At 66.7% G+C, this 21,477-nt stretch carries 18 protein-coding genes; 7 read left to right on the top strand and 11 right to left on the bottom strand.

All coding sequences use genetic code 11. The features are described from left to right. Window positions 1–66 precede the first annotated feature (66 nt). Window positions 67–1,737 carry a phosphoethanolamine transferase gene (locus tag AC1DW0_RS20275; protein WP_056198077.1) on the top strand — a complete coding sequence of 557 codons (1,671 nt, stop codon included), beginning with the start codon at window positions 67–69 and terminating at the stop codon, window positions 1,735–1,737. Here the strand turns inward: AC1DW0_RS20275 and AC1DW0_RS20280 are convergent. Next, window positions 1,734–2,858: a PA0069 family radical SAM protein gene (locus AC1DW0_RS20280; protein ID WP_477947612.1), complete on the bottom strand. Its 1,125-nt coding sequence runs from the start codon at window positions 2,856–2,858 to the stop codon at window positions 1,734–1,736. The two genes, AC1DW0_RS20275 and AC1DW0_RS20280, sit on opposite strands and share 4 nt — an antisense overlap. Window positions 2,859–2,952: 94 nt before the next feature. Between AC1DW0_RS20280 and AC1DW0_RS20285 the strand changes: the two genes are divergently transcribed. From AC1DW0_RS20285 to AC1DW0_RS20300, 4 genes are all read left to right on the top strand, one after another. Beyond that, window positions 2,953–3,696: a hypothetical protein gene (locus AC1DW0_RS20285; RefSeq protein WP_056198080.1), complete on the top strand. Its 744-nt coding sequence runs from the start codon at window positions 2,953–2,955 to the stop codon at window positions 3,694–3,696. Between the two features lie 94 nt (window positions 3,697–3,790). Then, a complete protein-coding gene (locus tag AC1DW0_RS20290) occupies window positions 3,791–5,092 on the top strand; it encodes an MFS transporter (RefSeq protein ID WP_235531991.1) in 1,302 nt (433 codons plus the stop codon). Between the two features lie 282 nt (window positions 5,093–5,374). After that, window positions 5,375–5,902, top strand: coding sequence for a DUF421 domain-containing protein (locus tag AC1DW0_RS20295; RefSeq protein WP_056198082.1), 528 nt, complete (start codon window positions 5,375–5,377; stop codon window positions 5,900–5,902). A 62-nt stretch (window positions 5,903–5,964) separates the two neighbouring features. After that, window positions 5,965–7,968 (top strand): PAS domain-containing hybrid sensor histidine kinase/response regulator, encoded by a 2,004-nt coding sequence (locus AC1DW0_RS20300; protein WP_056198084.1) that lies wholly within the window; start codon window positions 5,965–5,967, stop codon window positions 7,966–7,968. Between the two features lie 8 nt (window positions 7,969–7,976). Here AC1DW0_RS20300 and dnaB read toward each other — a convergent pair whose 3' ends face one another. The 7 genes from dnaB to ppsA all read right to left on the bottom strand — a co-directional run bounded on the left by dnaB (window position 7,977) and on the right by ppsA (window position 15,755). Further along, the gene (gene dnaB / locus AC1DW0_RS20305) at window positions 7,977–9,401 is read right to left on the bottom strand and encodes a replicative DNA helicase (protein WP_457349733.1); all 1,425 of its coding nucleotides are present in this window, start codon (window positions 9,399–9,401) and stop codon (window positions 7,977–7,979) included. A gap of 155 nt (window positions 9,402–9,556) precedes the next feature. Continuing rightward, window positions 9,557–10,009, bottom strand: a complete 453-nt coding sequence (rplI, locus tag AC1DW0_RS20310) for a 50S ribosomal protein L9 (protein WP_457349731.1) — start codon at window positions 10,007–10,009, stop codon at window positions 9,557–9,559. 12 nt (window positions 10,010–10,021) lie between these two features. After that, the gene (gene rpsR / locus AC1DW0_RS20315) at window positions 10,022–10,312 is read right to left on the bottom strand and encodes a 30S ribosomal protein S18 (RefSeq protein ID WP_056198092.1); all 291 of its coding nucleotides are present in this window, start codon (window positions 10,310–10,312) and stop codon (window positions 10,022–10,024) included. A gap of 45 nt (window positions 10,313–10,357) precedes the next feature. Continuing rightward, entirely contained in the window at window positions 10,358–10,651 is a 294-nt protein-coding gene (priB, locus tag AC1DW0_RS20320; RefSeq protein ID WP_457349729.1) for a primosomal replication protein N, read from the bottom strand. A gap of 50 nt (window positions 10,652–10,701) precedes the next feature. Beyond that, the gene (rpsF, locus tag AC1DW0_RS20325) at window positions 10,702–11,067 is read right to left on the bottom strand and encodes a 30S ribosomal protein S6 (protein WP_056198096.1); all 366 of its coding nucleotides are present in this window, start codon (window positions 11,065–11,067) and stop codon (window positions 10,702–10,704) included. A gap of 148 nt (window positions 11,068–11,215) precedes the next feature. Continuing rightward, complete coding sequence (locus tag AC1DW0_RS20330) at window positions 11,216–13,273, bottom strand: sodium:solute symporter family protein (RefSeq protein ID WP_457349727.1); 2,058 nt, start codon at window positions 13,271–13,273, stop codon at window positions 11,216–11,218. 85 nt (window positions 13,274–13,358) lie between these two features. Beyond that, window positions 13,359–15,755 (bottom strand): phosphoenolpyruvate synthase, encoded by a 2,397-nt coding sequence (ppsA, locus tag AC1DW0_RS20335; protein ID WP_477947617.1) that lies wholly within the window; start codon window positions 15,753–15,755, stop codon window positions 13,359–13,361. Window positions 15,756–16,197: 442 nt separating this feature from the next. Between ppsA and ppsR the strand changes: the two genes are divergently transcribed. Beyond that, complete coding sequence (gene ppsR, locus AC1DW0_RS20340) at window positions 16,198–17,019, top strand: posphoenolpyruvate synthetase regulatory kinase/phosphorylase PpsR (RefSeq protein ID WP_457349723.1); 822 nt, start codon at window positions 16,198–16,200, stop codon at window positions 17,017–17,019. After that, on the top strand, window positions 17,019–17,903 hold the full coding sequence (locus AC1DW0_RS20345) for an EamA family transporter (protein WP_457349721.1): 885 nt from the start codon (window positions 17,019–17,021) through the stop codon (window positions 17,901–17,903). Before ppsR ends, AC1DW0_RS20345 begins: the two co-directional genes overlap by 1 nt. 53 nt (window positions 17,904–17,956) lie before the next feature. Here AC1DW0_RS20345 and AC1DW0_RS20350 read toward each other — a convergent pair whose 3' ends face one another. The 3 genes from AC1DW0_RS20350 to glgC all read right to left on the bottom strand — a co-directional run bounded on the left by AC1DW0_RS20350 (window position 17,957) and on the right by glgC (window position 21,445). After that, window positions 17,957–18,652, bottom strand: a complete 696-nt coding sequence (locus AC1DW0_RS20350; protein ID WP_457391760.1) for a hypothetical protein — start codon at window positions 18,650–18,652, stop codon at window positions 17,957–17,959. 76 nt (window positions 18,653–18,728) lie between these two features. Beyond that, on the bottom strand, window positions 18,729–20,189 hold the full coding sequence (gene glgA, locus AC1DW0_RS20355) for a glycogen synthase GlgA (protein WP_457349719.1): 1,461 nt from the start codon (window positions 20,187–20,189) through the stop codon (window positions 18,729–18,731). Next, window positions 20,186–21,445 (bottom strand): glucose-1-phosphate adenylyltransferase, encoded by a 1,260-nt coding sequence (gene glgC, locus AC1DW0_RS20360; RefSeq protein ID WP_457443330.1) that lies wholly within the window; start codon window positions 21,443–21,445, stop codon window positions 20,186–20,188. Before glgC ends, glgA begins: the two co-directional genes overlap by 4 nt. Window positions 21,446–21,477 lie beyond the last annotated feature (32 nt).

The raw sequence follows: 21,477 nt of genomic DNA on the forward strand, positions 1-21,477 counted from the left end.
AGACGCCAGCCCGCGCGGGGCCGCGAGAATGCGTCGCCGCCTCTTTCCGCCTCTTTCCGCCTCCTGATGCCTTTGCTCAAGCGCCTGCTGGCCTGGTTCCAGCCCGACACCTCGCGTCCCCTCACCCAGGCCTGGCTGGCCGCCCTGTGGATGGGGTTGCTGGCCAATTGGCCGCTGTGGCAGCAACTGCACGGCATGGCCGATGTGCGCCCCTTCTTCATCCTTGCCTTTGCCGGCATGGTCACCGCCGCGACCGGCGCGCTGCTGAGCCTGCTGGCCTGGCCGCGCTTCATCAAGGGCCTGCTCGTCGTGCTGCTGCTGAGCGCCGGCGCGCTGGCCCACTTCATCGGCAGCTACGGCATCGTCTTCGACCCCACCATGGTCACGAACATGGTGCAGACCGACGTGCGCGAAACGCGCGACCTGCTGAGCTGGCGGCTGCTCGTCAGCATCGGACTGCTGGGCGCCCTGCCCGCCTGGTGGTTGCTGCGCCGGCCCACCGCGCCGCGGCAGGCCCTGCCAAAGCGCCTGGGCGGCAACGTCGTCGCCTTTGGCCTCGGCCTCGTCGCGATGGTGCTGCTGGCGTTGAGCGTGTTTGCCGATCTGTCATCGACGATGCGCAACTACAAGACCATCCGCTACATGGTCACGCCGCTGAACGCGGTCTATTCGATCAGCAGTGCCGCGCTGCGCCGCCAGGCCGCACCCAGCGGCCCGCCCGCCGTCATCGGCGTCGACGCCCGGCTGCTGCCGCGCGCGGAAGGGGCCAGGCCGCCGTTGCTGCTGTTCGTCGTCGGCGAGACGGCGCGCTCCATGAACTTCAGCCTGAACGGCTACGCACGGCAAACGAACCCGGAGCTGGCCAAGCTGCCAAGCTCAAATCTGATCAGCCTGCGCCAGGTCACCTCCTGTGGCACCGCCACGGCGGCCTCCCTGCCCTGCATGTTTTCGCCGCTGGGCCGCGAGGCTTTTGGCGACGTGAAGGGTACGCAGGAAAACCTGCTCGACGTGCTGCAACGCGCCGGCCTGGCCGTGCTGTGGCTGGACAACCAGAGCGGCTGCAAAGGCCTTTGCGACCGCGTGCCCAACAGCTCAACAGCCAAGCTGCCTGAAGGCGCGGCTCCGCTGCCGGCGGGCCTGTGCGATGGCGAAGAATGCTTCGACGAAGCTTTGCTGCATGAGTTGGACAAACGCATCGCGGCGCTGGATCCGGCGCGTGTGAAGCGTGGCCTCGTCCTCGTCATGCACCAGATGGGCAGTCACGGCCCGGCCTACTTCAAGCGCTCACCGCCCGACCTCAAGCCCTTCCAGCCCGAGTGCAAGAGCAACGCGCTGCAGCAGTGCCCGCGCGAGCAGGTCGTCAATGGCTATGACAACACCCTGGTGACGACCGACCGGCTGCTGGCGCGCAGCATCGCCTGGCTGCAGGCGCAACAAGCCTTCGATGTGGGCATGCTCTACGTCTCTGACCACGGCGAGTCGCTGGGCGAGAACGGCCTCTATCTGCACGGCATGCCCTATGCCATGGCGCCGGCCGAGCAAACGCATGTGCCCATGGTGCTGTGGGTGCCCGAGGGTGGAGGGCTGGCTGCGTCGCTGAAGCCCGGCTGCCTGCAAGGCCTGCGCGACAAGCCCGCCTCGCACGACAACCTCTTCCACACCGCGATGGGTTGGGTGGGCGCTCGGTCGGACGTCTACAAGGCCGATTGGGATTTGCTCGCCGGCTGCCGGCGCTAGAACAGGCTCCCCTGCGCTGACGGTTTGCGTGGCGGTGTGAACAGCGCCAGTTGCACCGGCCGCCGCTTGTTGCGCAGGCCCAGCTTGTGGACGGCCCGCTGGAAGCGCGCCTGCAGCAGCTGAGCCCACACGCCTTCGCCGGTAAAGCGCGTGCCGAAGCGAGCGTCGTTGTCTTTGCCGCCGCGCATGTCGCGGATGCGCGCCATGACACGCTCGGCGCGGTCGGGGAAGTGGCGCTGCAGCCAGTCCTGAAACAGCGGATTCACCTCCCAGGGCAGGCGCACCGGGATGCTGAACGCCGAACTCGCCCCGGCCGCAGCAGCGGCTTCGAGGATGCGTTCCAGCTCGGGCTCGTTGATGAAGGGAATGATGGGCGACACGCTGACGCCCACGGGCACGCCAGCCTCGGCCAGTGCCTGGATGGTGCGCAGCCGCCGCGCGGGTGCCGCAGCGCGTGGCTCGAGGATGCGGGCGAGGTCGTTGTCCAGCGTCGTCACCGACAGATAGACCGACACCAGGCCCTGGGCGGCCATCGGCGCGATCAGGTCCAGGTCGCGCTCGATGCCGCTGCTCTTGGTGACGACCGAGAACGGGTGGCTGCACTCCGCCAGCACCTCGACGATGCGGCGCGTGATGCCCAGCTTGCGTTCACCCGGTTGGTAAGCATCGGTGGCCGTGCCCAGCACCAGCGACTTGGGCACGTACTTGGCACCGGCCAGCGTTTCACGCAGACGCTCGGCCGCATTGACCTTGGCCACGATGCGGGTCTCGAAGTCCAGCCCCGGCGACAGATTCAGATAGCTGTGCGTGGGCCGCGCAAAGCAGTAGATGCAGCCGTGCTCGCAGCCTCGATACGGGTTGATGGAGTAGTCGAAGGAGATGTCGGGCGACTGGTTGCTGGTGACGATCTTCTTGGCGTGCTCTTCGATGATCTGCGTGGCCACCGGCACATGCTCTTCGCCGGCCTCCTGGTCCAGCGAACCCCAGCCGTCGTCGTACTGCTCACGCTCGCGCTGCTCGAAGCGATGGGGCATGGCGGTGGCCGTGCCACGGCCCTTGATGGAGTCGATCGGGACGAGGGCCGGCTGGGCGGCGGCAATGCGGGTGGGAGCAGGCGACATACTGTAAATATATACAGTATTTTGACGATATTCCAGGCAAACCCCGCGCCTCCTCGGGATGGTGGCGTGACACGCCTTGCGTAGAGTCCGCCCGATGCCCCATCCACTTGCGCGGCCCTGGCCGCTGTTGCTTCTTGCCCTGGCCGCGACCTGCGGCGCCGCCTCACCCCTGCCGACCCCGGGGCACTACCGCATCGATGGCGAAGCCACCATGCGCAGCGGCAGCGGCCCCCTGTTGGTCGAACGCGTCGAGCGCTGGGACGGCAGCAACGGCAACCGCTTCATCACCACGCGGGCCGACGGCCGCTCCCACCAACAGACCTATGCCGGCACCGAGCCGGTGACCTGGTGCGTGCCGGCTGCCTCGGTGCCGCCCAACCAGTTGCCCGACCGCTGCAAGACACGCTGGTGGCCGGCACAGGGCGGCACCCTGCTGCAGGCCGAGTGCCAGGCCGGCCGGCTGCAGGAGCAATGGAAGCAGCTCGACGCCAAGACCTGGGAGCGGCAGATGCGCCTCACGCTCGCGCCGGGAGGCGGTGGCAGCGACCCCGCGGCTGCTCTGGCCATGGTCGAGCGGGGCCTGTCGCCAGCCGAGGCCGCCAAAGCCCGCGCGGCGATCGCGGCCCTGCCCTCGGCCCAGGGCCGGGCCGCCGCGATGGCGCCGGTCTACGAAAAGATCGAGGCCACCATCCGCAACGGCAAGCCGGAGGAAGCAGCCGCCGCGCGCCAGCAACTGGCCGCCCTGCAAGCCGCCCAAGGCGGCAGTGGCGTGACGTGGACGACGACGCTGACCGAGCGCTGGACACTCACCGGCGATCACTGCAAGCCGGGCTCCTGAAACGCAGCCGCGACCGCGAGAACGCGGCCGAGATAATCCGCCCGCTTTCCCCTTGGCGACTTTTGCCCTTTTGGCAGGTGCCCTCGTCCGCCCAATGCCTCTCGAAGCGATTCCCGGCACCCCCGCCCGACTGCGCGATCAGCGCGACTACATGCGCCTGCTGGGGGCCCGCGTGACCGGCGGCGCAGCCAACCAGATGCTGATGGTGGCCCTGGGCTGGCAGATGTACGACCTCACCTCCAGCGCCTGGGACCTGGGCCTGGTCGGCCTCGCGCAATTCCTGCCTGCCCTGCTGCTCACCTTGCCGGCCGGCCATGTCGTGGATCAGCACGACCGGCGCCTGCTGCTGGCCGCCAGCCTGGGCCTGCAACTCGTTGCCGCGGCCTGCCTGGCGCTGTCCAGCGCCAGTGGCTGGGTGGGGCCGAACATGATCCTGATGCTGTCCGTGCTGCTGGGCTGCGCCCGCGCACTGCAGATGCCATCGCAGCAGGCCCTGATGCCGACGCTTGTGCCCCCCATGCTGCTGCCCCGTGCCGTGGCGGCGGCCAGCTCGTCGATGCAGGTGGCCATCATTGCGGGCCCGGCCCTGGGCGGCGTGCTCTATGCGCTCGGGCCCTGGGCGACGGGTGCTGCCGCGCGCGGCGATGCGGCGCATTGGGGCGCGGCCATCGTCTACGGCGTCTCGCTGCTGTTGCTCGCCGCGGCGATAGCCAGCGTGTTGACGATCCGCCATCGCGCTGCGCCGTTGCGCCGTGCGGCCCCCGACCTGGCGCAGCTGACGGCCGGCATCCGTTTCATCTGGCAGAGGCCCGTCTTGCTCGGTGCAATCTCGCTGGACCTGTTCGCCGTGCTGCTCGGCGGTGCCACGGCCCTGCTGCCCATCTTCGCGCGCGACATCCTGCACACCGGCCCCGAGGGGCTGGGCCTGCTGCGCTCGGCCCCGGCCCTGGGCGCCGTCGTCGTCGGCGTCTGGCTGGCCCGCCACCCCATCGCACACCGCGCCGGCCACTGGCTGCTCGGCGCCGTGGCGGTGTTCGGCTTGACGATGATCGCGTTTGCGCTGACGACCTCCTTCCTGGTCGCCTTCGCCGTGCTGGCCGTCAGCGGTGCGGCCGACATGTTCAGCGTCGTCATCCGCCAGTCCCTGGTGCAGCTCGAGACGCCGGACGAGATGCGCGGCCGCGTCGGCGCCGTGAATTCGGTCTTCATCGGCGCGAGCAACCAGTTGGGCGAGTTCGAGTCCGGCGCAACGGCGGCCCTGCTTGGCCCGGTCGGCTCAGTGCTGCTCGGCGGCATCGGCACGGTGGCCATCGTCGCGCTTTGGTTCAAGGTCTTCCCGGCGCTGGCACGGCGAGACAGCCTGCAACCCGAGTCGCGCGAAACGTTGGTGCGTTGATCGCGCCGACTACGCGTAGGCCACGACCTACATCTCCACGCGGCCTCGGCGAGATGGCTGGCCCACGCGCCGGCGACTAGATTTGAACGGTCGGAAGCCAGGAGCTGTAGCCTCAACAGGCCGCTCAACAGGCCAACGGCGGAACGCTCGACGCCTCGCGTCGAGCGTTCTCTTTTTGCCCAACGCTTCGGAACGCCGCCAGGCACACGGCTTGCCCATCGCCCATCACATGAGCAGCGTCCGCATCCAACCCTTCAATCCCGACAAGATGAGGAGGTGAACATGGACGTCTCGGGGCTTTTCGCCATCCACGTGTCGCCACTGGAGCTGATGCTGCGGGGCACGCTGATGTACTGGTTCCTGCTGCTGATCTTTCGCTTCGTGCTGCGGCGCGACCCCGGCTCCTTCGGCGTCGCCGACGTCCTGATGGTGGTCGTGATCGCAGATGCCTCGCAGAACGCCATGTCGGGCAGCTACGACACAGTGGCCGAGGGCTGGATCCTGGTCGCTACGCTGGTGTTCTGGAACTATGCGCTGGACTGGGCCAGTTGCCGCTGGCCCCTCGTGCACAAGCTCACCGAGCCTGCGCCACTGCAGCTCGTCAAGGCGGGGCGCGTGCTGGGCCGCAATCTGCGCAAGGAGTTCCTGACGCGCGAGGATCTGGAGGCCCAATTGCGCCAGGCTGGCGTCGAGGACGTCGGCGCGGTGCGGGCGGCCTACCTGGAGGGCGACGGCAAGTTGTCGGTACTGCGATACGACGAGAAGAAGCCTGCCCGCCGGGACAAGGACGAAGGGCCGCCCGGCACATGACGTCGGACGAGACACGGGCACACTGCCTGCCCCTGGACCGCCCTCAACACGGAAGGACGAACTTGAAAGTCGATGACGAAGGCCTGCAGCGCAGCGAGGAGCGTTTTCGCCTGCTGGTGGACAGCGTGCGCGACTATGCGATCTTCATGCTGGATCCCGCCGGCCATGTGCTGACCTGGAACGCCGGCGCCGAACGCTTCAAGGGATACAAGGCGGACGAGATCATCGGCAGCCATTTCTCGCGGTTCTACCCGCCGGAGGCGCTGGCCCGGCAGCTGCCTGCTCATGAACTCGAGATGGCCGCGCGCGAAGGCGCCTTCGAGGACGAGGGTTGGCGCGTGCGCAAGGACGGCTCGCTGTTCTGGGCCAATGTCGTCATCACGGCGATGCGCGACCCGACGGGACGGTTGGTGGGTTTCGCCAAGGTCACGCGTGACCTGACGCAAAGGCGCAACCACGAGGAGGCGCTCAAGCGCAGCGAGGAGCGTTTCCGGCTGTTGGTCGAGGGCGTGGCCGACTACGCCATCTTCATGCTGGACGTGAATGGCCGCGTGGCGTCCTGGAACGAAGGCGCGCAGCGCATCAAGGGCTATGCCGCCGAGGACATCCTGGGCGAGCATTTCTCCATCTTCTACCCGCCCGAAGTGCGCGCAAGCGGTTGGCCCGAATACGAGCTGCAGCAGGCCCAGGAGATCGGGCGTTTCGTCGACACGGGCTGGCGGCTTCGCAAGGACGGCACGAGCTTCTGGGCCCAGGTGAGCATCACGGCGCTGCGGGACGAGACCGGGCAGTTGATCGGCTACGCCAAGCTGACGCGCGACCTGACGGCCAGCATGCGCATCGAGGCCATGGAAATCGCCAACCGCGAACACGAGGAAATCCTGGACGCCGAGCGCAATGCGCGCATTGCCGCCCAGCGCGCCACGCGCATCAAGGACGAGTTCCTCGCCACGCTGTCGCACGAACTGCGCACGCCGCTGACGGCCATCCTCGGCTGGACCCAGGTGCTGCTGCGGGCCAAGCCGGGCGATGAGCGCGTCAATCTGCAGCGCGCCATCGAGGTCATCGATCGCAATGCGCGTGCCCAGGTGCAGCTCATCGACGACCTGCTGGACCTGAACCGCATCATGACCGGCAAGCTGAGGCTGGACCTGCAGCAACTGAGCATGGCCAACGTCATCCAGGCGGCCGTCGAAACCGTCACTCCGTCAGCATCGGCCAAGGGGGTGGAGCTGCAATCCCTGCTGGATACCGGCCCGGCCATGGTCAACGGTGACAGCGGACGGTTGCAGCAGGTGGTGTGGAACCTGCTGAACAACGCCATCAAGTTCACGCCCGCGGGCGGCCGGGTGCAGGTGCTGCTGCAGCGCGTCAACTCCCAGGTGGAATTCAGTGTCAGCGACACCGGCATCGGCATCCCGGCCGCCTTCCTGCCTCAGGTGTTCGATCGCTTCACACAACAGGACGGTTCCACCTCGCGGGCCCACGGCGGCCTGGGCCTGGGCCTGGCGATCTGCAAGCAGCTCATCGAACTGCACGGGGGCAACATCCGCGCCGAGAGCGCCGGCGAGGGCCGGGGCGCGAGCTTCTTCGTCAGGCTGCCGCTGTCCGCCCTTCAGGCGGCCGGAGAGCGTGACGAGGATCCCGCCTCTGCCGATGCACGGGCCAGCGAGAACCTCGCCCTCCCCAAGCTGGACGGCGTGCACATCTTCGTGCTGGACGACGAGCAGGACACACGCAGCCTGCTGTGCCGCATCCTGGAGGACCAGGGGGCCCGGGTGGTGGCCTTTGCCTCGGCGCAGGAGTTGCTCAAGGCCGTCCAGCTGTCACGGCCGACCGTCATCGTCAGCGATGTGGGCATGCCCGGCGTGGACGGCTATCAGATGATCCGTACCTTGCGGGCGACCGAGACGCGGAACTCCCGCATCCCCGCCTTGGCCCTCACGGCCTTCGCCCGGGCCGAGGACCGCAAGCGCTCGCTGCTGGCCGGCTTCCAGGCCCATCTGGCCAAGCCGTTCGACGTGGCCGAGCTCATCCTGCTGGTGGCCAATCTGGCCGAGAAATAGCGCGCGCCTCAGTACTCGTCACGCTCCACACCCACATACCCAGGTGCGAGGTTCTCAAACTTGGTGTGCATCCGCTGGAACATCAGCTTGACTGTCCCGACCGGGCCGTTACGCTGTTTCGCAATGATGATCTCGGCGACACCCGGCTCCTTGCACTCGTCCTTGGTGTAGTACTCGTCGCGGTAGATGAACATGATGATGTCAGCGTCCTGCTCGATGGCGCCGGACTCACGCAGGTCGGACATCATCGGCCGCTTGTCGGGCCGCTGCTCCACCGAGCGGTTCAGCTGCGACAGGGCGATGACGGGGCACTTCAGCTCCTTGGCCAGGGCCTTCAGGCCGCGCGAGATCTCGCCCAGCACCGTCGCGCGGTTTTCCTCGCTGCCGCCGCCGTTGCCGCTCATCAGCTGCAGGTAGTCGATGACGATCAGGCCGAGCTGGCCGCAGATGCGCGCCTGGCGGCGTGCACGGGCGCGCACCTCACTGGGCGACAGGCCGGGGCTCTCGTCGATGAAGATGCTGGCCTTGCCGAGCTTGTCGACGGCCTCCGACAGGCGCCCCCATTCGTCGTCCTTCAGCTGGCCGGTGCGCAGATGGCTCTGGTCGATGCGGCCGATCGAACCGACCATACGCAACGCGAGCTGTGCGGCACCCATTTCCATCGAGTAGATGACGACGGGCAGGCCTTCGTTGATGGCGACGTTCTCGGCGATGTTGACCGCGAACGCGGTCTTGCCCATGGACGGGCGCGCGGCGAGCACGATGAGGTCGCCGCCCTGCAGGCCGGCGGTCTGGCGGTCCAGGTCGTAGAAGCCGGTGCGCACGCCGGTCACGTCCTGGGCGCCGCTCTCTGCCAGCTCGTTGACGCGGTCGATCAGCTGCACGACGAGCTGATCCATGCTCTGGAAACCCTGGCGGCTGCGCGAGCCCTCCTCGCCGATGCGGAAGATCTTGCCTTCGGCTTCGTCGAGGATCTGCGTGACGGCACGGCCCTGCGGATTCATCGCGGCGGTCGCGATCTCGTCGCTGGTGGCCACCAATTTGCGCAGGATGGCCCGCTCGCGAACGATCTCAGCATAACGGCGCAGGTTGGCGGCACTTGGCACGCTCTGAGCCAGCGCGTTCAAATAGGCCAGGCCGCCGCATTCCTCGGCGCGCCCCACCGAGGTCAGTTCGTCAAAGACGGTGACGACGTCGGCCGGCTTGCCCGCGTTGATCAGCTTGCCGACCGCTGCGTATACATGCTTGTGCTCGAAGCGATAGAAGTCGGTCTCGGTCAGCAGGTCGGCCGCCTTGTCCCAGGCCGAGTTGTCGATCAGCAGGCCACCGAGCACGCTCTGCTCGGCCTCGACCGAATGCGGTGGCACGCGCAGGCGTGCGACCTCGTCGTCATACGGCGCGGCGGAAGAAGAAGCAGGAAAGATCGCGGACATGCCTGTGGATAAAGCTGTGAACGAACTGGGAGCAGACGGTGGACGAAGCGGGAAAACTCGTCCCAGAAAAACCAAAGGCCGAAACCCTGTGGGGCCTCGGCCTTCTTCAATGTTGCGGCGTCAGACGCCGCAGCGCAAGGGCGCTTACTCCGACGTTACTCGGCTTCAGCAACCACCTGGACGGTGATCTCGACCACGACGTCGGTGTGAGCCGCGACCTGGACCGGGAACTCGCCGACGGTCTTCAGCGGACCGTTGGGCAGGCGCACCTGCGACTTGGCGATGGCGCTGCCAGACTTGGTCAGCGCTTCGGCCACGTCGGCGTTGGTCACCGAGCCGAACAGGCGGCCGTCAACGCCCGCCTTCTGGGCGATGCGCACGGTCTTGCCGGCGATGGCTTCACCCAGTTTCTGGGCTTCGGCCAGCTTGGCGGCGGCGGCCTTTTCGAGTTCCGCACGGCGGACTTCGAATTCCTTGATCGCGGACTCGGTGGCGCGGCGCGCCTGCTTGGTCGGGATCAGGAAGTTGCGGGCATAACCATCCTTGACCTTGACGACGTCGCCGAGGTTGCCGAGGTTGGACACTTTTTCGAGCAGGATCACTTGCATGTCGTCAGCTCCTTAGACCTTGTGCTGGTCGCTGTACGGCAGCAGGGCCAGGAAGCGCGCGCGCTTGATGGACACCGTCAGCTGACGCTGGAAGAAGGCGCGCGTACCGGTCAGGCGAGCGGGCGTGATCTTGCCGTTTTCGGAGATGAAATCGCGCAGCGTGTCGATGTCCTTGTAGTCGATCTGCTCGACACCGGCGACGGTGAAGCGGCAGAAACGCTTGCGACGGAACAGCAACGATTGTTGGTTGCGCTTGGGCTTCTTGTCTTTGGAGAAGCGACCTTTACCACGTGGCGGGGGCATAGAGGACCTCTGTTAAATCTATCCGGATTCAATCAATTCCGGGTTCTAGGAAGCAGCGGGTTCGATCTCGGTGACGTGGGCGATAAAGCCCCGGCCGTTGCGCTGGTGGGTCAGGAAACCGCGGAAGACCGCGATGCCACCGACTCCCAGCGCCTGCAACTGCTTGGCCACCTCGCCCACCGCAACCGCTTTGATCTCCAGCGAGATCTTGCGCGGCTTGCCGGCTTCGATGACTTCGGACTCGGCCTTGAGGCTTGCGTCCAGGGCCATCAGCCCGGCGGGTGTGTAGCGAACTTGTCCGAGTTGCTGGATCTGCGCCTGGAGGTGAAGCTGGTTCACGCCAGGGGCACGCTGCTCGAAAAACCTGGTTCTTTAGCGATGACCTGTGCTCAGGCCGCTTCTTGCGGTTGCGGCGCCTTGCGGGCTTCTTCGCGCTCGACGGCCTTCATCATGACCGAGGGGGTCGCGATGGCCTTGTCCTGAACCACGGTGAGGTGGCGCAACACGGCGTCGTTGAAGCGGAAGCCAGTCTCGAGCTCAGCCAGGACTTCCTTGCTGCACTCGATGTTCAGGCACAAGTAATGGGCCTTGGCGAGCTTCTGGATCAGGTAAGCCATCTGGCGACGGCCCCAGTCCTCAACTCGGTGCACGACACCACCACCGGTGGTGATCAGGCCCTTGTAGCGCTCCAGCATGGCCGGAACTTGTTCGCTTTGATCCGGATGGATCAGCAGAACGATTTCGTAGTGACGCATATTTACTCCTTGTGGATTCCAGCCCGACAGGGTTGCCGGTCTGAGGAAGCCGCGCCACGGCGTCTACACGCGGTACGGCAAGGGGGAACCAAGGATTCTAGCCCGGAAGGGGTGAATGACCAAATCGCCGCCCCTTCACTCTCGTTGATCAGGCCACCGGCCGACTGCGCAGCTTGTCGACGAAATCACGATCGCGCTGGCTGGGCGCGGCTGTCAGCAGGCTGACGAGGGCCAGGACCAGCGCACCGGCGGGCACGCCGAAGAGGCCGGCCGAGGCCGGCTGGATGCCCCAGATCAATGTCGCCGGGCCGGGCAGGCCGATCAGAGCCCGCGCGCCGGGGTGGGCGATGACGAGATAGATCAGGCAGACGACGAGGCCGGTCAACATGCCCACCAGGGCGCCAGCGCGGTTGGCGCGACGCCAGAACACGCCGGCGACCAGGGCCGGGAAAAAGGTCGAGCCGGCGATGGAGAAAGCGGCCGTGACGACGGCCAGGATGTCCGCCGGCCGGCTGGATGCCACCGCCGCCGCCGCCAGCGCCGCCGCCAGCAGCAGCGCCTTGGACAAGGTGACCCGCCGTGTGCGCGAGGCCTCTGGGTTGATGGCCTTGTAGTAAAGGTCGTGGGACAGCGCGCTGGAGATGGCCAGCAGCAGGCCGTCTGCGGTGGATAGCGCCGCCGCCAGCCCACCGGCTGCCACCATGCCCGAGATGACATAGGGCAGGCCGCCCAGCTCGGGCATGACCAGCATGACGAGATCGGGGTGCAGGCGCAGTTCGCCCAGCTGCAGGCGGCCGTCACCGTTCAGGTCCACGGCCGACAGCAGGGTAGGGTCGACGCGCTGCCATTGGCGTATCCAGGCAGGCAGCTGGTCGAAGGACGTACCCACCAGGCTGTTGAAGACCTCGGTCTTGACCATGACGGCCAGGGCCGGCGCCGTCAGATAGAGCAGGCAGATGAAGACCAGGGACCAGGCCACCGACTGGCGCGCCGTCGCGACGGAGCTGGTCGTGTAGTAGCGCGTCAGCAGATGCGGCAGGCCGGCCGTACCGACCATCAGGCAAAAGGCCAGGGCGATGAAGTTGCGGCGTGCCGCGCTGGCCTGCTCGCGCTCGGGCGGGCTGCCGTCGGGGTTGCCTGCAAAGGGCTGCATATGGGGCACGAGGCCGGACAGCGGCTGGGCGAGCTGAGCCTCCCCCGCCTGCTCGCGCCGCCAGCGCTCCTCGGCCTCGGGGGCTGTGCGCGGCAGCGCGGCGCGCTGCTTCTCGGCGGCCTGGATGCGGGCCAGCGGCGCGCCCTCGGCCTTTAGCGCGGCGACCTGAGCGGCCGCCCTGCCCTGCTCGTCGGCCAGCGCCTGGGGCACGTCGGCCAGGCGCGCGGCGGCTGCATCGGCACGCCGCTGGTGGATGGCGCGTACCTGCAGCTCGCCCGGATCGCGCATCAGCTCACGCTCGCGCTCGGCCAGTTGATGCAGCTGCTGGCCGTAGACGAGCTGCGGCAGGGGCCAGCCGGTCTGCTTGACGCTGAGCCAGATGACCGGCACCAGGTAGGCCAGGATCATGATCAGGTACTGGGCCACCTGGGTCCAGGTGACGGCACGCATGCCGCCCAGGAAGGAGCAGACCAGCACGCCGCCCAGGCCGACGAAGACGCCGACCTCGAAGCCCAGGCCGGTGAGCCGCGTCGTGATGAGGCCGACGCCGTAGATCTGTGCGACCAGGTAGACGAAGGACACCAGGATGGCGGCACCGGCTCCCACCAGCCGCAAGGCGCGGCTGTCGAAGCGTTCGGCGAGGAAGTCCGCCAGCGTGAATTGCCCGAAGCGACGCAGATAGGGCGCGATGCACAGCGCCACGAGAACGAAGCCACCCGTCCAGCCCAACACATAGGCCAGGCCCGCGTAGCCGCTGGCGTAGAGCGTGCCGGCCAGGCCGATGAAGGTGGCCGCGCTCATCCAGTCCGCACCGGCGGCCATGCCGTTGTACAGCGGCGGCACGCGCCGGCCGGCGACGAAGTATTCGGCCGGGTCGGTGGTGCGGCAAAGGATGCCGATGACGGCGTAGACGGCGACAGTCGCGCCGAGGAAGGTGTAGCCGATCCAGACCTTGGGCAGGCCGCGCTGCTCGCCCAGGCCCAGGCCGACCACCAGGGCGATGAAGCTCAGTGCGAACAGGAAATAGCGGCGGTGCAGGGGGCTGGCGGACACGGCCGCGATCATGGCAATAAAAAGCCCGGATTCCCCTTACGGAGAACCCGGGCTGGTCGTCAATCGCGAAGACTTGCTTGGCGCTTTACTTGGCGGCCAGGCGCTGCCAGGTCTCGATCACCGTGTCCGGGTTCAGCGAGATCGACACGATGCCCTCCTCGGCCAGCCAGTCGGCGAAGTCCGGGTGATCGCTGGGACCTTGGCCGCAGATGCCGATGTATTTGCCGGTGGCGCGGCAGGCGCGGATGGCGCGCGAGATCATGGCCTTGACGGCCGGGTCGCGCTCGTCGAAATCGCCGGCCAGCTGCTCCAGGCCCGAGTCACGGTCCAGACCGAGTGTGAGCTGCGTCAGGTCGTTGGAGCCGATGGACATGCCGTCGAAATGCTCCAGGAACTGCTCGGCCAGGATGGCGTTGCTCGGCACTTCGCACATCATGATGATGCGCAGGCCGTCCGTGCCACGCTTCAGGCCGCGCTCCGCGAGCATCGCAACGACCTTTTCGGCCTGCTTCACGGTGCGCACGAAGGGCACCATGATCTCGATGTTGTTCAGGCCCATTTCCTTGCGCACGCGCTTGAGGGCCTCGCACTCCATCGCGAAGGCGTCCTGGAAATCGCCGCTGATGTAGCGCGAGGCGCCGCGGAAACCCAGCATGGGGTTCTCTTCGTCCGGCTCATAGCGGCTGCCGCCGATGAGCTTGCGGTACTCGTTGCTCTTGAAGTCAGAGAGGCGAACGATGACCGGGCGCGGGAAGAAGGCGGCGGCAATCGTCGCGATGCCTTCGGCCAGCTTATCCACATAGAAGGCGCGCGGCGAGGCGTGGCCGCGGGCGACGGACTCGACGGCCTTCTTCAGGTCGGCATCGATGTTCGGATAGTCCAGGATGGCCTTGGGGTGGACACCGATGTTGTTGTTGATGATGAACTCAAGCCGCGCCAGGCCCACGCCGCCAGAGGGCATTTGCGCGAAGTTGAAGGCCAGCTGCGGGTTGCCGACGTTCATCATGATCTTGATGGGGCAGTACGGCAGCTCGCCGCGGAGCACCTCGCTGATCTCGGTCTCGAGCAGCCCGTCGTAGATATAGCCGGTGTCGCCCTCGGAGCAGGCCACCGTGACGAGCTGGCCGTCCTTGAGCTTCTCGGTCGCGTCGCCGCAGCCGACCACGGCCGGGATGCCCAGCTCGCGCGCAATGATGGCCGCGTGGCAGGTGCGGCCGCCGCGGTTGGTGACGATGGCGCTGGCGCGCTTCATGACCGGCTCCCAGTTCGGGTCGGTCATGTCGGTGACGAGCACGTCGCCGGGCTGCACGCGCTCCATCTCGGCCACGCTATCAACCAGGCGGACCGGGCCGGTGCCGATCTTCTGGCCGATGGCGCGGCCTTCCGCCAGCACGGCGCTGTGGGCCTTGAGCTTGTAGTGGTGCTCGACCTGGCCTGCAGCTTGGCTCTTCACCGTCTCCGGGCGGGCCTGCAGGATGTAGATCTTGCCGTCGACGCCGTCACGGCCCCACTCGATGTCCATTGCGCGGCCGTAGTGCTGCTCGATGATGAGGGCGTACTTCGCCAGCTCGGTCACCTCGGTGTCGTTCAGCGAGTAGCGGTTGCGTTGCTCGGGCACCGTGTCGACGGTCTTGACGAGCTTGCCGGCAGCGGCCTTTTCCTCGGGCGACGCGAACTCCATGCGAATCAGCTTGGAGCCGAGGTTGCGGCGGATGATGGCCAGCTTGCCGGCCTTCAGCGCCGGCTTGTGCACGTAGAACTCGTCCGGGTTCACCGCGCCCTGCACCACCGTCTCGCCCAGGCCGTAGCTGGACGTGATGAAGACGACTTCCTGGAAGCCGCTCTCGGTGTCGATGGTGAACATGACACCGGCCGAGCCGAGGTCGCTGCGCACCATGCGCTGGACGCCAGCGGACAGTGCCACGTCGTTGTGGGCAAAGCCTTTGTGCACGCGGTAGCTGATGGCGCGGTCGTTGTAGAGCGACGCGAACACCTCGCGCATCTTGTGCAGCACCTCGTCGATGCCGACGACGTTCAGGAAGGTTTCCTGCTGGCCGGCAAACGACGCGTCGGGCAAGTCTTCGGCCGTGGCGGACGAACGCACGGCGAAGGAGACGCCTGGGTTGTCGGCGGTCAGCTGCGCGAAGGACGAGCGCACGCCGGCTTCCAGGTCGGCCGGGAAGGGTTGGTTCTCGATCCAGCCGCGGATCTCGGCGCCGGCCTCGGCCAGCGCGCGGACATCGTCGGTGTTGAGCGTGGCCAGGCGCGCCGCGATGCGCGCGTCCAGCCCCTCGTGCTTGAGGAACTGCCGGAAGGCGTGCGCCGTGGTGGCGAACCCTCCGGGGACGCGCACGCCGCTGGCGGCGAGCTGCGAGATCATTTCGCCGAGGCTGGCGTTCTTGCCGCCAACTGCCTCGACATCGCTCATCCTCAGGTTCTCAAACGGTACGACCAGGGCGGTCGCCTCGAACAGGGTGGACATGGGGAAACTCCGGGAGGTTGAAAAACCGGTGTCGTCGCGTCGTCCACGCCCAGTGCCGAGCCAAGATGCTCAAGGCAGGCGCAGCTCCGTCCATTTCTGGATTCTTTGAGGAGGAGGGAGGCGCGCATGGGCTGATCGCGATGAATTGCCGCGGATTCTAGGCCTCGGGTTTCATCCAGGTACGGCGGGGGGATGTGCAATAAGTCCCTTCTCGGCGCCGTGTCCCCTCTTTCGGGGTGGCATGAAAACGTTGACGGCCGACTGATGCGGGTCAGGCCAAGGGAGCCCTGGCTGTGCACGATGCCCGCGTGAGCAGCGACGAAGCCACCGCACAGGAGATCAATCGCACGACCTGGAAGATGTGATCCATGTGTCCGAGGTTGCAGGGCGAAAGCAGGGTGCTGGCTATCATGGCCGCGCCGTAACTCGATGGAATGCCGCCATGACCGCCAGAACCGTTTACTTCGTCTCTGACGGCACCGGCATCACCGCTGAGACCTTCGGCAATTCCATCCTCGCCCAGTTCTCGATCAAGGCCCGCCATGTACGCCGGCCGTTCGTCGACTCGGCCGAGAAGGCGCACGCCGTCGTCGCTGAGATCAATGAAGTCGCCGTGCGCGAGGCCCAGCGGCCCATCGTCTTCGCGACGCTGGTGGACCGCGACGTGCTCAAGATCGTGCGCGAGCATTGCCAGGGCCGCGTCATGGACATGTTCGGCACCTTCATCGAGCCGCTGGAAGACGAGTTCGGCATCAAGAGCAACCACCGCGTGGGTCGCTTCTCAGACGTGGCCGAAAGCAAGGAATACCACGACCGCATCGAGGCCATCAACTTCTCGCTGGCCCACGACGACGGCCAGTCGGCGCGCAACCTCGACGTGGCCGACGTCATCCTCGTCGGCGTGTCGCGCTCGGGCAAGACGCCGACTTCGCTGTACCTGGCCATGCAGCATGGCATCAAGGCCGCCAACTACCCGCTGATCCCCGAGGACTTCGAGCGCCGCAAGCTGCCCGCACCGCTGCTGCCGCACAAGCGCAAGTGCTTCGGCCTGACCATCGACCCCGAGCGCCTCTCGTCCATCCGCAACGAGCGCCGTCCCGGCAGCAAATATGCCGACGTACTGAACTGCCGCTACGAGGTCAACGAGGCCGAGGCCATGATGAAACGCGACGGCATCTCCTGGCTGTCGTCCACGCACAAGTCCATCGAAGAGATCGCGACGACCATCCTGCGCGACATCCGCCCGGACAGGCTGATGTACTGATGCCGCTCCACGCGCTCGCACTGGTCCTCACCGCCGCCCTTCTCCACGCTGTCTGGAACCTCGCCGCCAAGAAGTGGGGCGGGGGCACGCATTTCGTCTTCAGCTGTGCGCTCGGTGTGGTGGTGCTGTGGCTGCCTGCTGTGCTCTGGGTCGGCCTGGATGAGCTGCCGCACTGGTCACTGCTGGCCTGGGGTTTTGTCGCCGCCAGCGCCGTGGTCCACCTGGGCTACTTCAACTGCCTCATCGCTGGCTACCGGGCCAGCGACCTGACCGTCGTCTACCCGGTCGCACGCGGCAGCGGCCCTTTCCTGTCGGCGCTTGCGGCCGTCGTGTTGCTGGGTGAGCACCTGGGCGTCCATGGCGCGCTGGGCCTGGCCGGCGTCGTCGGCGGCATCCTGCTGATCACCATGGGGCCGCGCCTGATCGGCCGCGGTGTGGACCACGATGCCGAGGCAGCCATGCGCCGCCGCCGCGGCGTCTATTGGGGCGCCGCCACCGGCACGCTGATCGCCGGCTACACGGTGCTGGACGGTTATGCCGTCAAGGTGCTGGCCGTGTCGCCGCTGATGCTGGACTACTTCGGCAATGTGCTGCGCGTGCCGCTGCAACTGCCGACGCTGCTGCGCAACCCGCAGAGCTTCTGGCCGGAGCTGCGCCGCTCATGGCGCGGCGTGCTTGCCGTCGCAGGCCTGGGGCCGCTGGCCTACATCCTGGTGCTGATGGCCATGCGCGAGGCGCCGCTGTCACGCGTGGCGCCAGCGCGCGAGGTGTCTATGCTGTTTGCGGCACTGCTGGGCGGGCAGTTGTTGGGCGAAGGCGAACGAGGCTGGCGTATCGCCGGCGCCGCGCTGATTGGGGTTGGAGTCATCGCGCTGGCCATTTGACGGTAGGAATGGCTGCATCGTGACACGCCGCGCCATGGCACCTCGCGACCACGTCAAACCTCTGCCAGTTGAGGCGCGCAAGGATAGGACGGGTGCGCCTCGACCTCGGGCCTGAAAGCGTCGTCAGGCGGAAGCGGGCGCCAGATGTTCAGAAAGGCCAGGTTGAGCATCGTCGTCAGCCCGACGTATGTAAAAACTGGATCGAAGCCTTCGGGACCCAGTGATTTGGCGCATTGCCAGGACCAGGCCTTCCAAACGGCCTTCCCTGCAGTTTTGGCAGGCAAACGAATACCGCGCACTTTCAGGTAGGCCATCCAATCCATATGCACGCCACCGGAAAGCGCTCTCTCACGCTCACGCTCATACAACAAGCGTTCGAAGCCCGCTCCGTACGACGCATTGACGCCTCGCTCGATGAGGGCGAGGCGCACAAAGTAGTGATCGTTCTTGGGCGTGAACCGCGAGGCCGGATGCAGGTGATCCACCTGCAGGTTGTGCGGGATGCCGTCATCGCCGATTCCGCCCCACTCGGACAGGAAAAGCCGGAAGGCCTTTCGATACCCGCGATATCGCGATCGCACCCACAACTCCGGTTGCATATTGGGCTTCCGAATCACGACGCAAGATGTCGGCTTGATGCCTGGAAGATGTGCAGCCGTCCAGCCATAGGACTCACAGTGCTCAAGCAGCCGTGTCCTCGTCGTGGCGATCAAGCAGGTGACGCTCCCGTCCCTGAAATCACCGGTCATTGAGTCGAGTTGGTGCCCGAGAAACAGGGACAGGCCTCGCATGAAGTCGCTTGTCTGTGCGCAGTCCAGTTTCACATCAACGACCCAGCACACCGCGATACACATCCGCATACCGTTGCGCGGCGGCGTTCCAGTCAAAGTGCTGTCGCATCGCCGCCAAGCGCACGCGACCCCAGCACTCTTGCCGGCTCCACAACGCAAAGGCACGGCGCAGCGCGCGACGGTAGGCGTCGGCCGTGAAGGCGTTGAAGACAAAGCCCGTGGCGGCGCCGGCATCGAGGTCTTCCAGCGTGCAGTCGACCACCGTGTCGGCCAGCCCACCGACGCGGTGCACCAACGGCAGCGTGCCATAGCTCAGGCCGTAGAGCTGGGTGAGACCACAAGGTTCGAAGCGGCTGGGCACCAGCATCACATCGCTGCCGGCATAGATGCGGTGTGCCAGCCCTTCATCCATGCCGATGCGGCGGGCGATTTGGCCCGGGTGCCTGGCGGCGGCTTCGCCAAACGCTGCTTCAAGGCGGGCGTCGCCGCTGCCAAGAATGACAAGCTGCCCACCCGCGTCGATCAGGTCGTTCAGCGCCTCGATCACCAGAGGCAGACCCTTCTGCTCGGTCAGGCGGCTGACTACGCCGAACAACGGCGCCTGCGCCTTCACATCCAGCCCACATTCGCGCTGCAGCGCGGCCTTGCAGACGGCCTTGTCTTCGGCGCTGTCGACGTCATAGGCTCGTGCGATGCTGCGGTCGTGGGCGGGCGACCACACGCCGTAGTCGACGCCATTCAGGATGCCGTGCAACACCTCGGCGCGATGGCGCAGCAGGCCGTCCAGACCACAGCCCTGCTCGGGCGTCTGGATCTCGCGTGCATAGCTCGGGCTGACCGTGGTGATCGCGTCCGCGAAATGCAGGCCGGCCTTCATGAAGCTGACTTGGCCATAGAACTCCACGCCCTCGACCGCGTAGTGTTGGGGTGGCAAGCCGAGATCGCAGAAATGGTCGGCCGGGAACAGGCCCTGGTAGGCCAGGTTGTGCACGGTAAAGACCGTCCGCGCCTCGGTGCGGCGGCGCGAGCGGCTGGCGGCGATGTGGGCGCAGGCAAGGCCCGCGTGCCAGTCATGGGCGTGCACGATCTGCGGACGCCAGGCGGCATCCACGCCCTCGGCAAGACGGGCAGCCGCCAGGCCCAGCAGCGCGAAGCGACGGTGGTTGTCCGCGTATGCGACGCCGCTCTCATCCGCGTAAGGGTTGCCGGGCCGGTCGAAAAGACCAGGAGCGTCCAGTACATAGACGGGCATGTCGAAGCCCGGCAGCCGCCCGCGCAGCAGCGCTGCCCTGCCCTCGCTCCACGGTAGTGCGACGGGAACGACGGCGCATTCCAGGGTCAACGAATCGCGGATGGCCGGGAAACCCGGCACCAGCAGGCGCGGCTCCGCGCCTGCAGCGGCCAACGCCGCAGGCAGCGCACCAGCCACGTCGGCCAGGCCGCCCGTCTTCAGCAGCGGGAAGAGTTCCGCGCTGACCTGCAGAACTCTGGTCACAGCCTGGCCAGCATCTGCTTGGTGATCAGCACGACGCCGTTTTCCGTGCGCTCGAAGCGTTCGGCATCCAGCACCGCGTCCTCGCCGACGACGAGGCCATCGGGGATCTCGCAACCGCGATCGACGATGACCTTGGTCAGCCGGCAATGCCGCCCGATCTCAACGCCGGGCAGCAGCACGCACTGGTGGATGTTGCAGAAGGAGCGGATGCGCACGTTGTTGAACAGCACCGACTGCACGACATGCGAGCCCGACACGATGCAGCCTGCGCTGACGATGGTGTTGACTGTCATGCCGTGCATGCCGTTGTGGTCGGGAATGAACTTGGCCGGAGGCAGCTGGCGCTGGTAGGTCCAGATCGGCCAGTCGGTGTCGTAGATGTCGAGCTCGGGGCTGATGGAGGCCAGGTCGAGGTTGGCGGCCCAGAAGGCGTCCAGCGTGCCGACGTCGCGCCAGTAGGGCGTGGCACCGTTGGGATTCATGATGCAGCTCATGCCGAAGGGGTGAGCCACGGCGCGGTTCTCGGTAACGACCTTGGGAATCACGTCCTTGCCAAAGTCATGGCTGGAGGTGGGGTCGGCCAGGTCTTCGGCCAGAAGCCGGTACAGGTAGTCGGCGTTGAAGATGTAGATGCCCATGCTGGCCAGGCAGACGCCATCGCGGCCCGGGATGCAGGGCGGGTCGGCGGGCTTTTCCTTGAAGGCCGTGATGCGGCGCTCGTCGTCCACGGCCATCACGCCGAAGGCACTCGCCTCGCCCTTGGGCACCTCGATGCAGCCAACGGTGCAACCCGCCCCTGTGGCGACATGATCCACCAGCATGCTGGAGTAGTCCATCTTGTAGATGTGGTCGCCGGCCAGCACGACGATGTAGTCCGCGCCGGTGCTCTGCACGATGTCCAGGTTCTGGAACACCGCATCGGCCGTGCCGCGGTACCAGCTCTCATCGTCGGTGCGCTGCTGGGCCGGCATCAGGTCGACCGTCTCGTTGAGCTCGGCGCGCAGGAAGCTCCAGCCACGCTGGATGTGGCGCAGCAGCGAATGGCTTTTGTACTGCGTGACGACGCCGATGCGACGGATGCCGCTGTTGACACAGTTGCTCAGCGCGAAATCGATGATGCGGAACTTGCCGCCGAAGTAGACGGCCGGCTTGGCGCGCGAATCAGTCAACTGCTTGAGCCGCGAGCCGCGGCCACCGGCCAGGACGAGGGCGATGGCGCGGCGCGCGAGCTGGTGGGGAGAGGCGACGGGGGGCATGACAGTCTCCGGCTGCAAACAATTGCAGTTTG

The sequence above is a fragment of the Roseateles sp. P4_D2 genome, assembly GCF_056401875.1.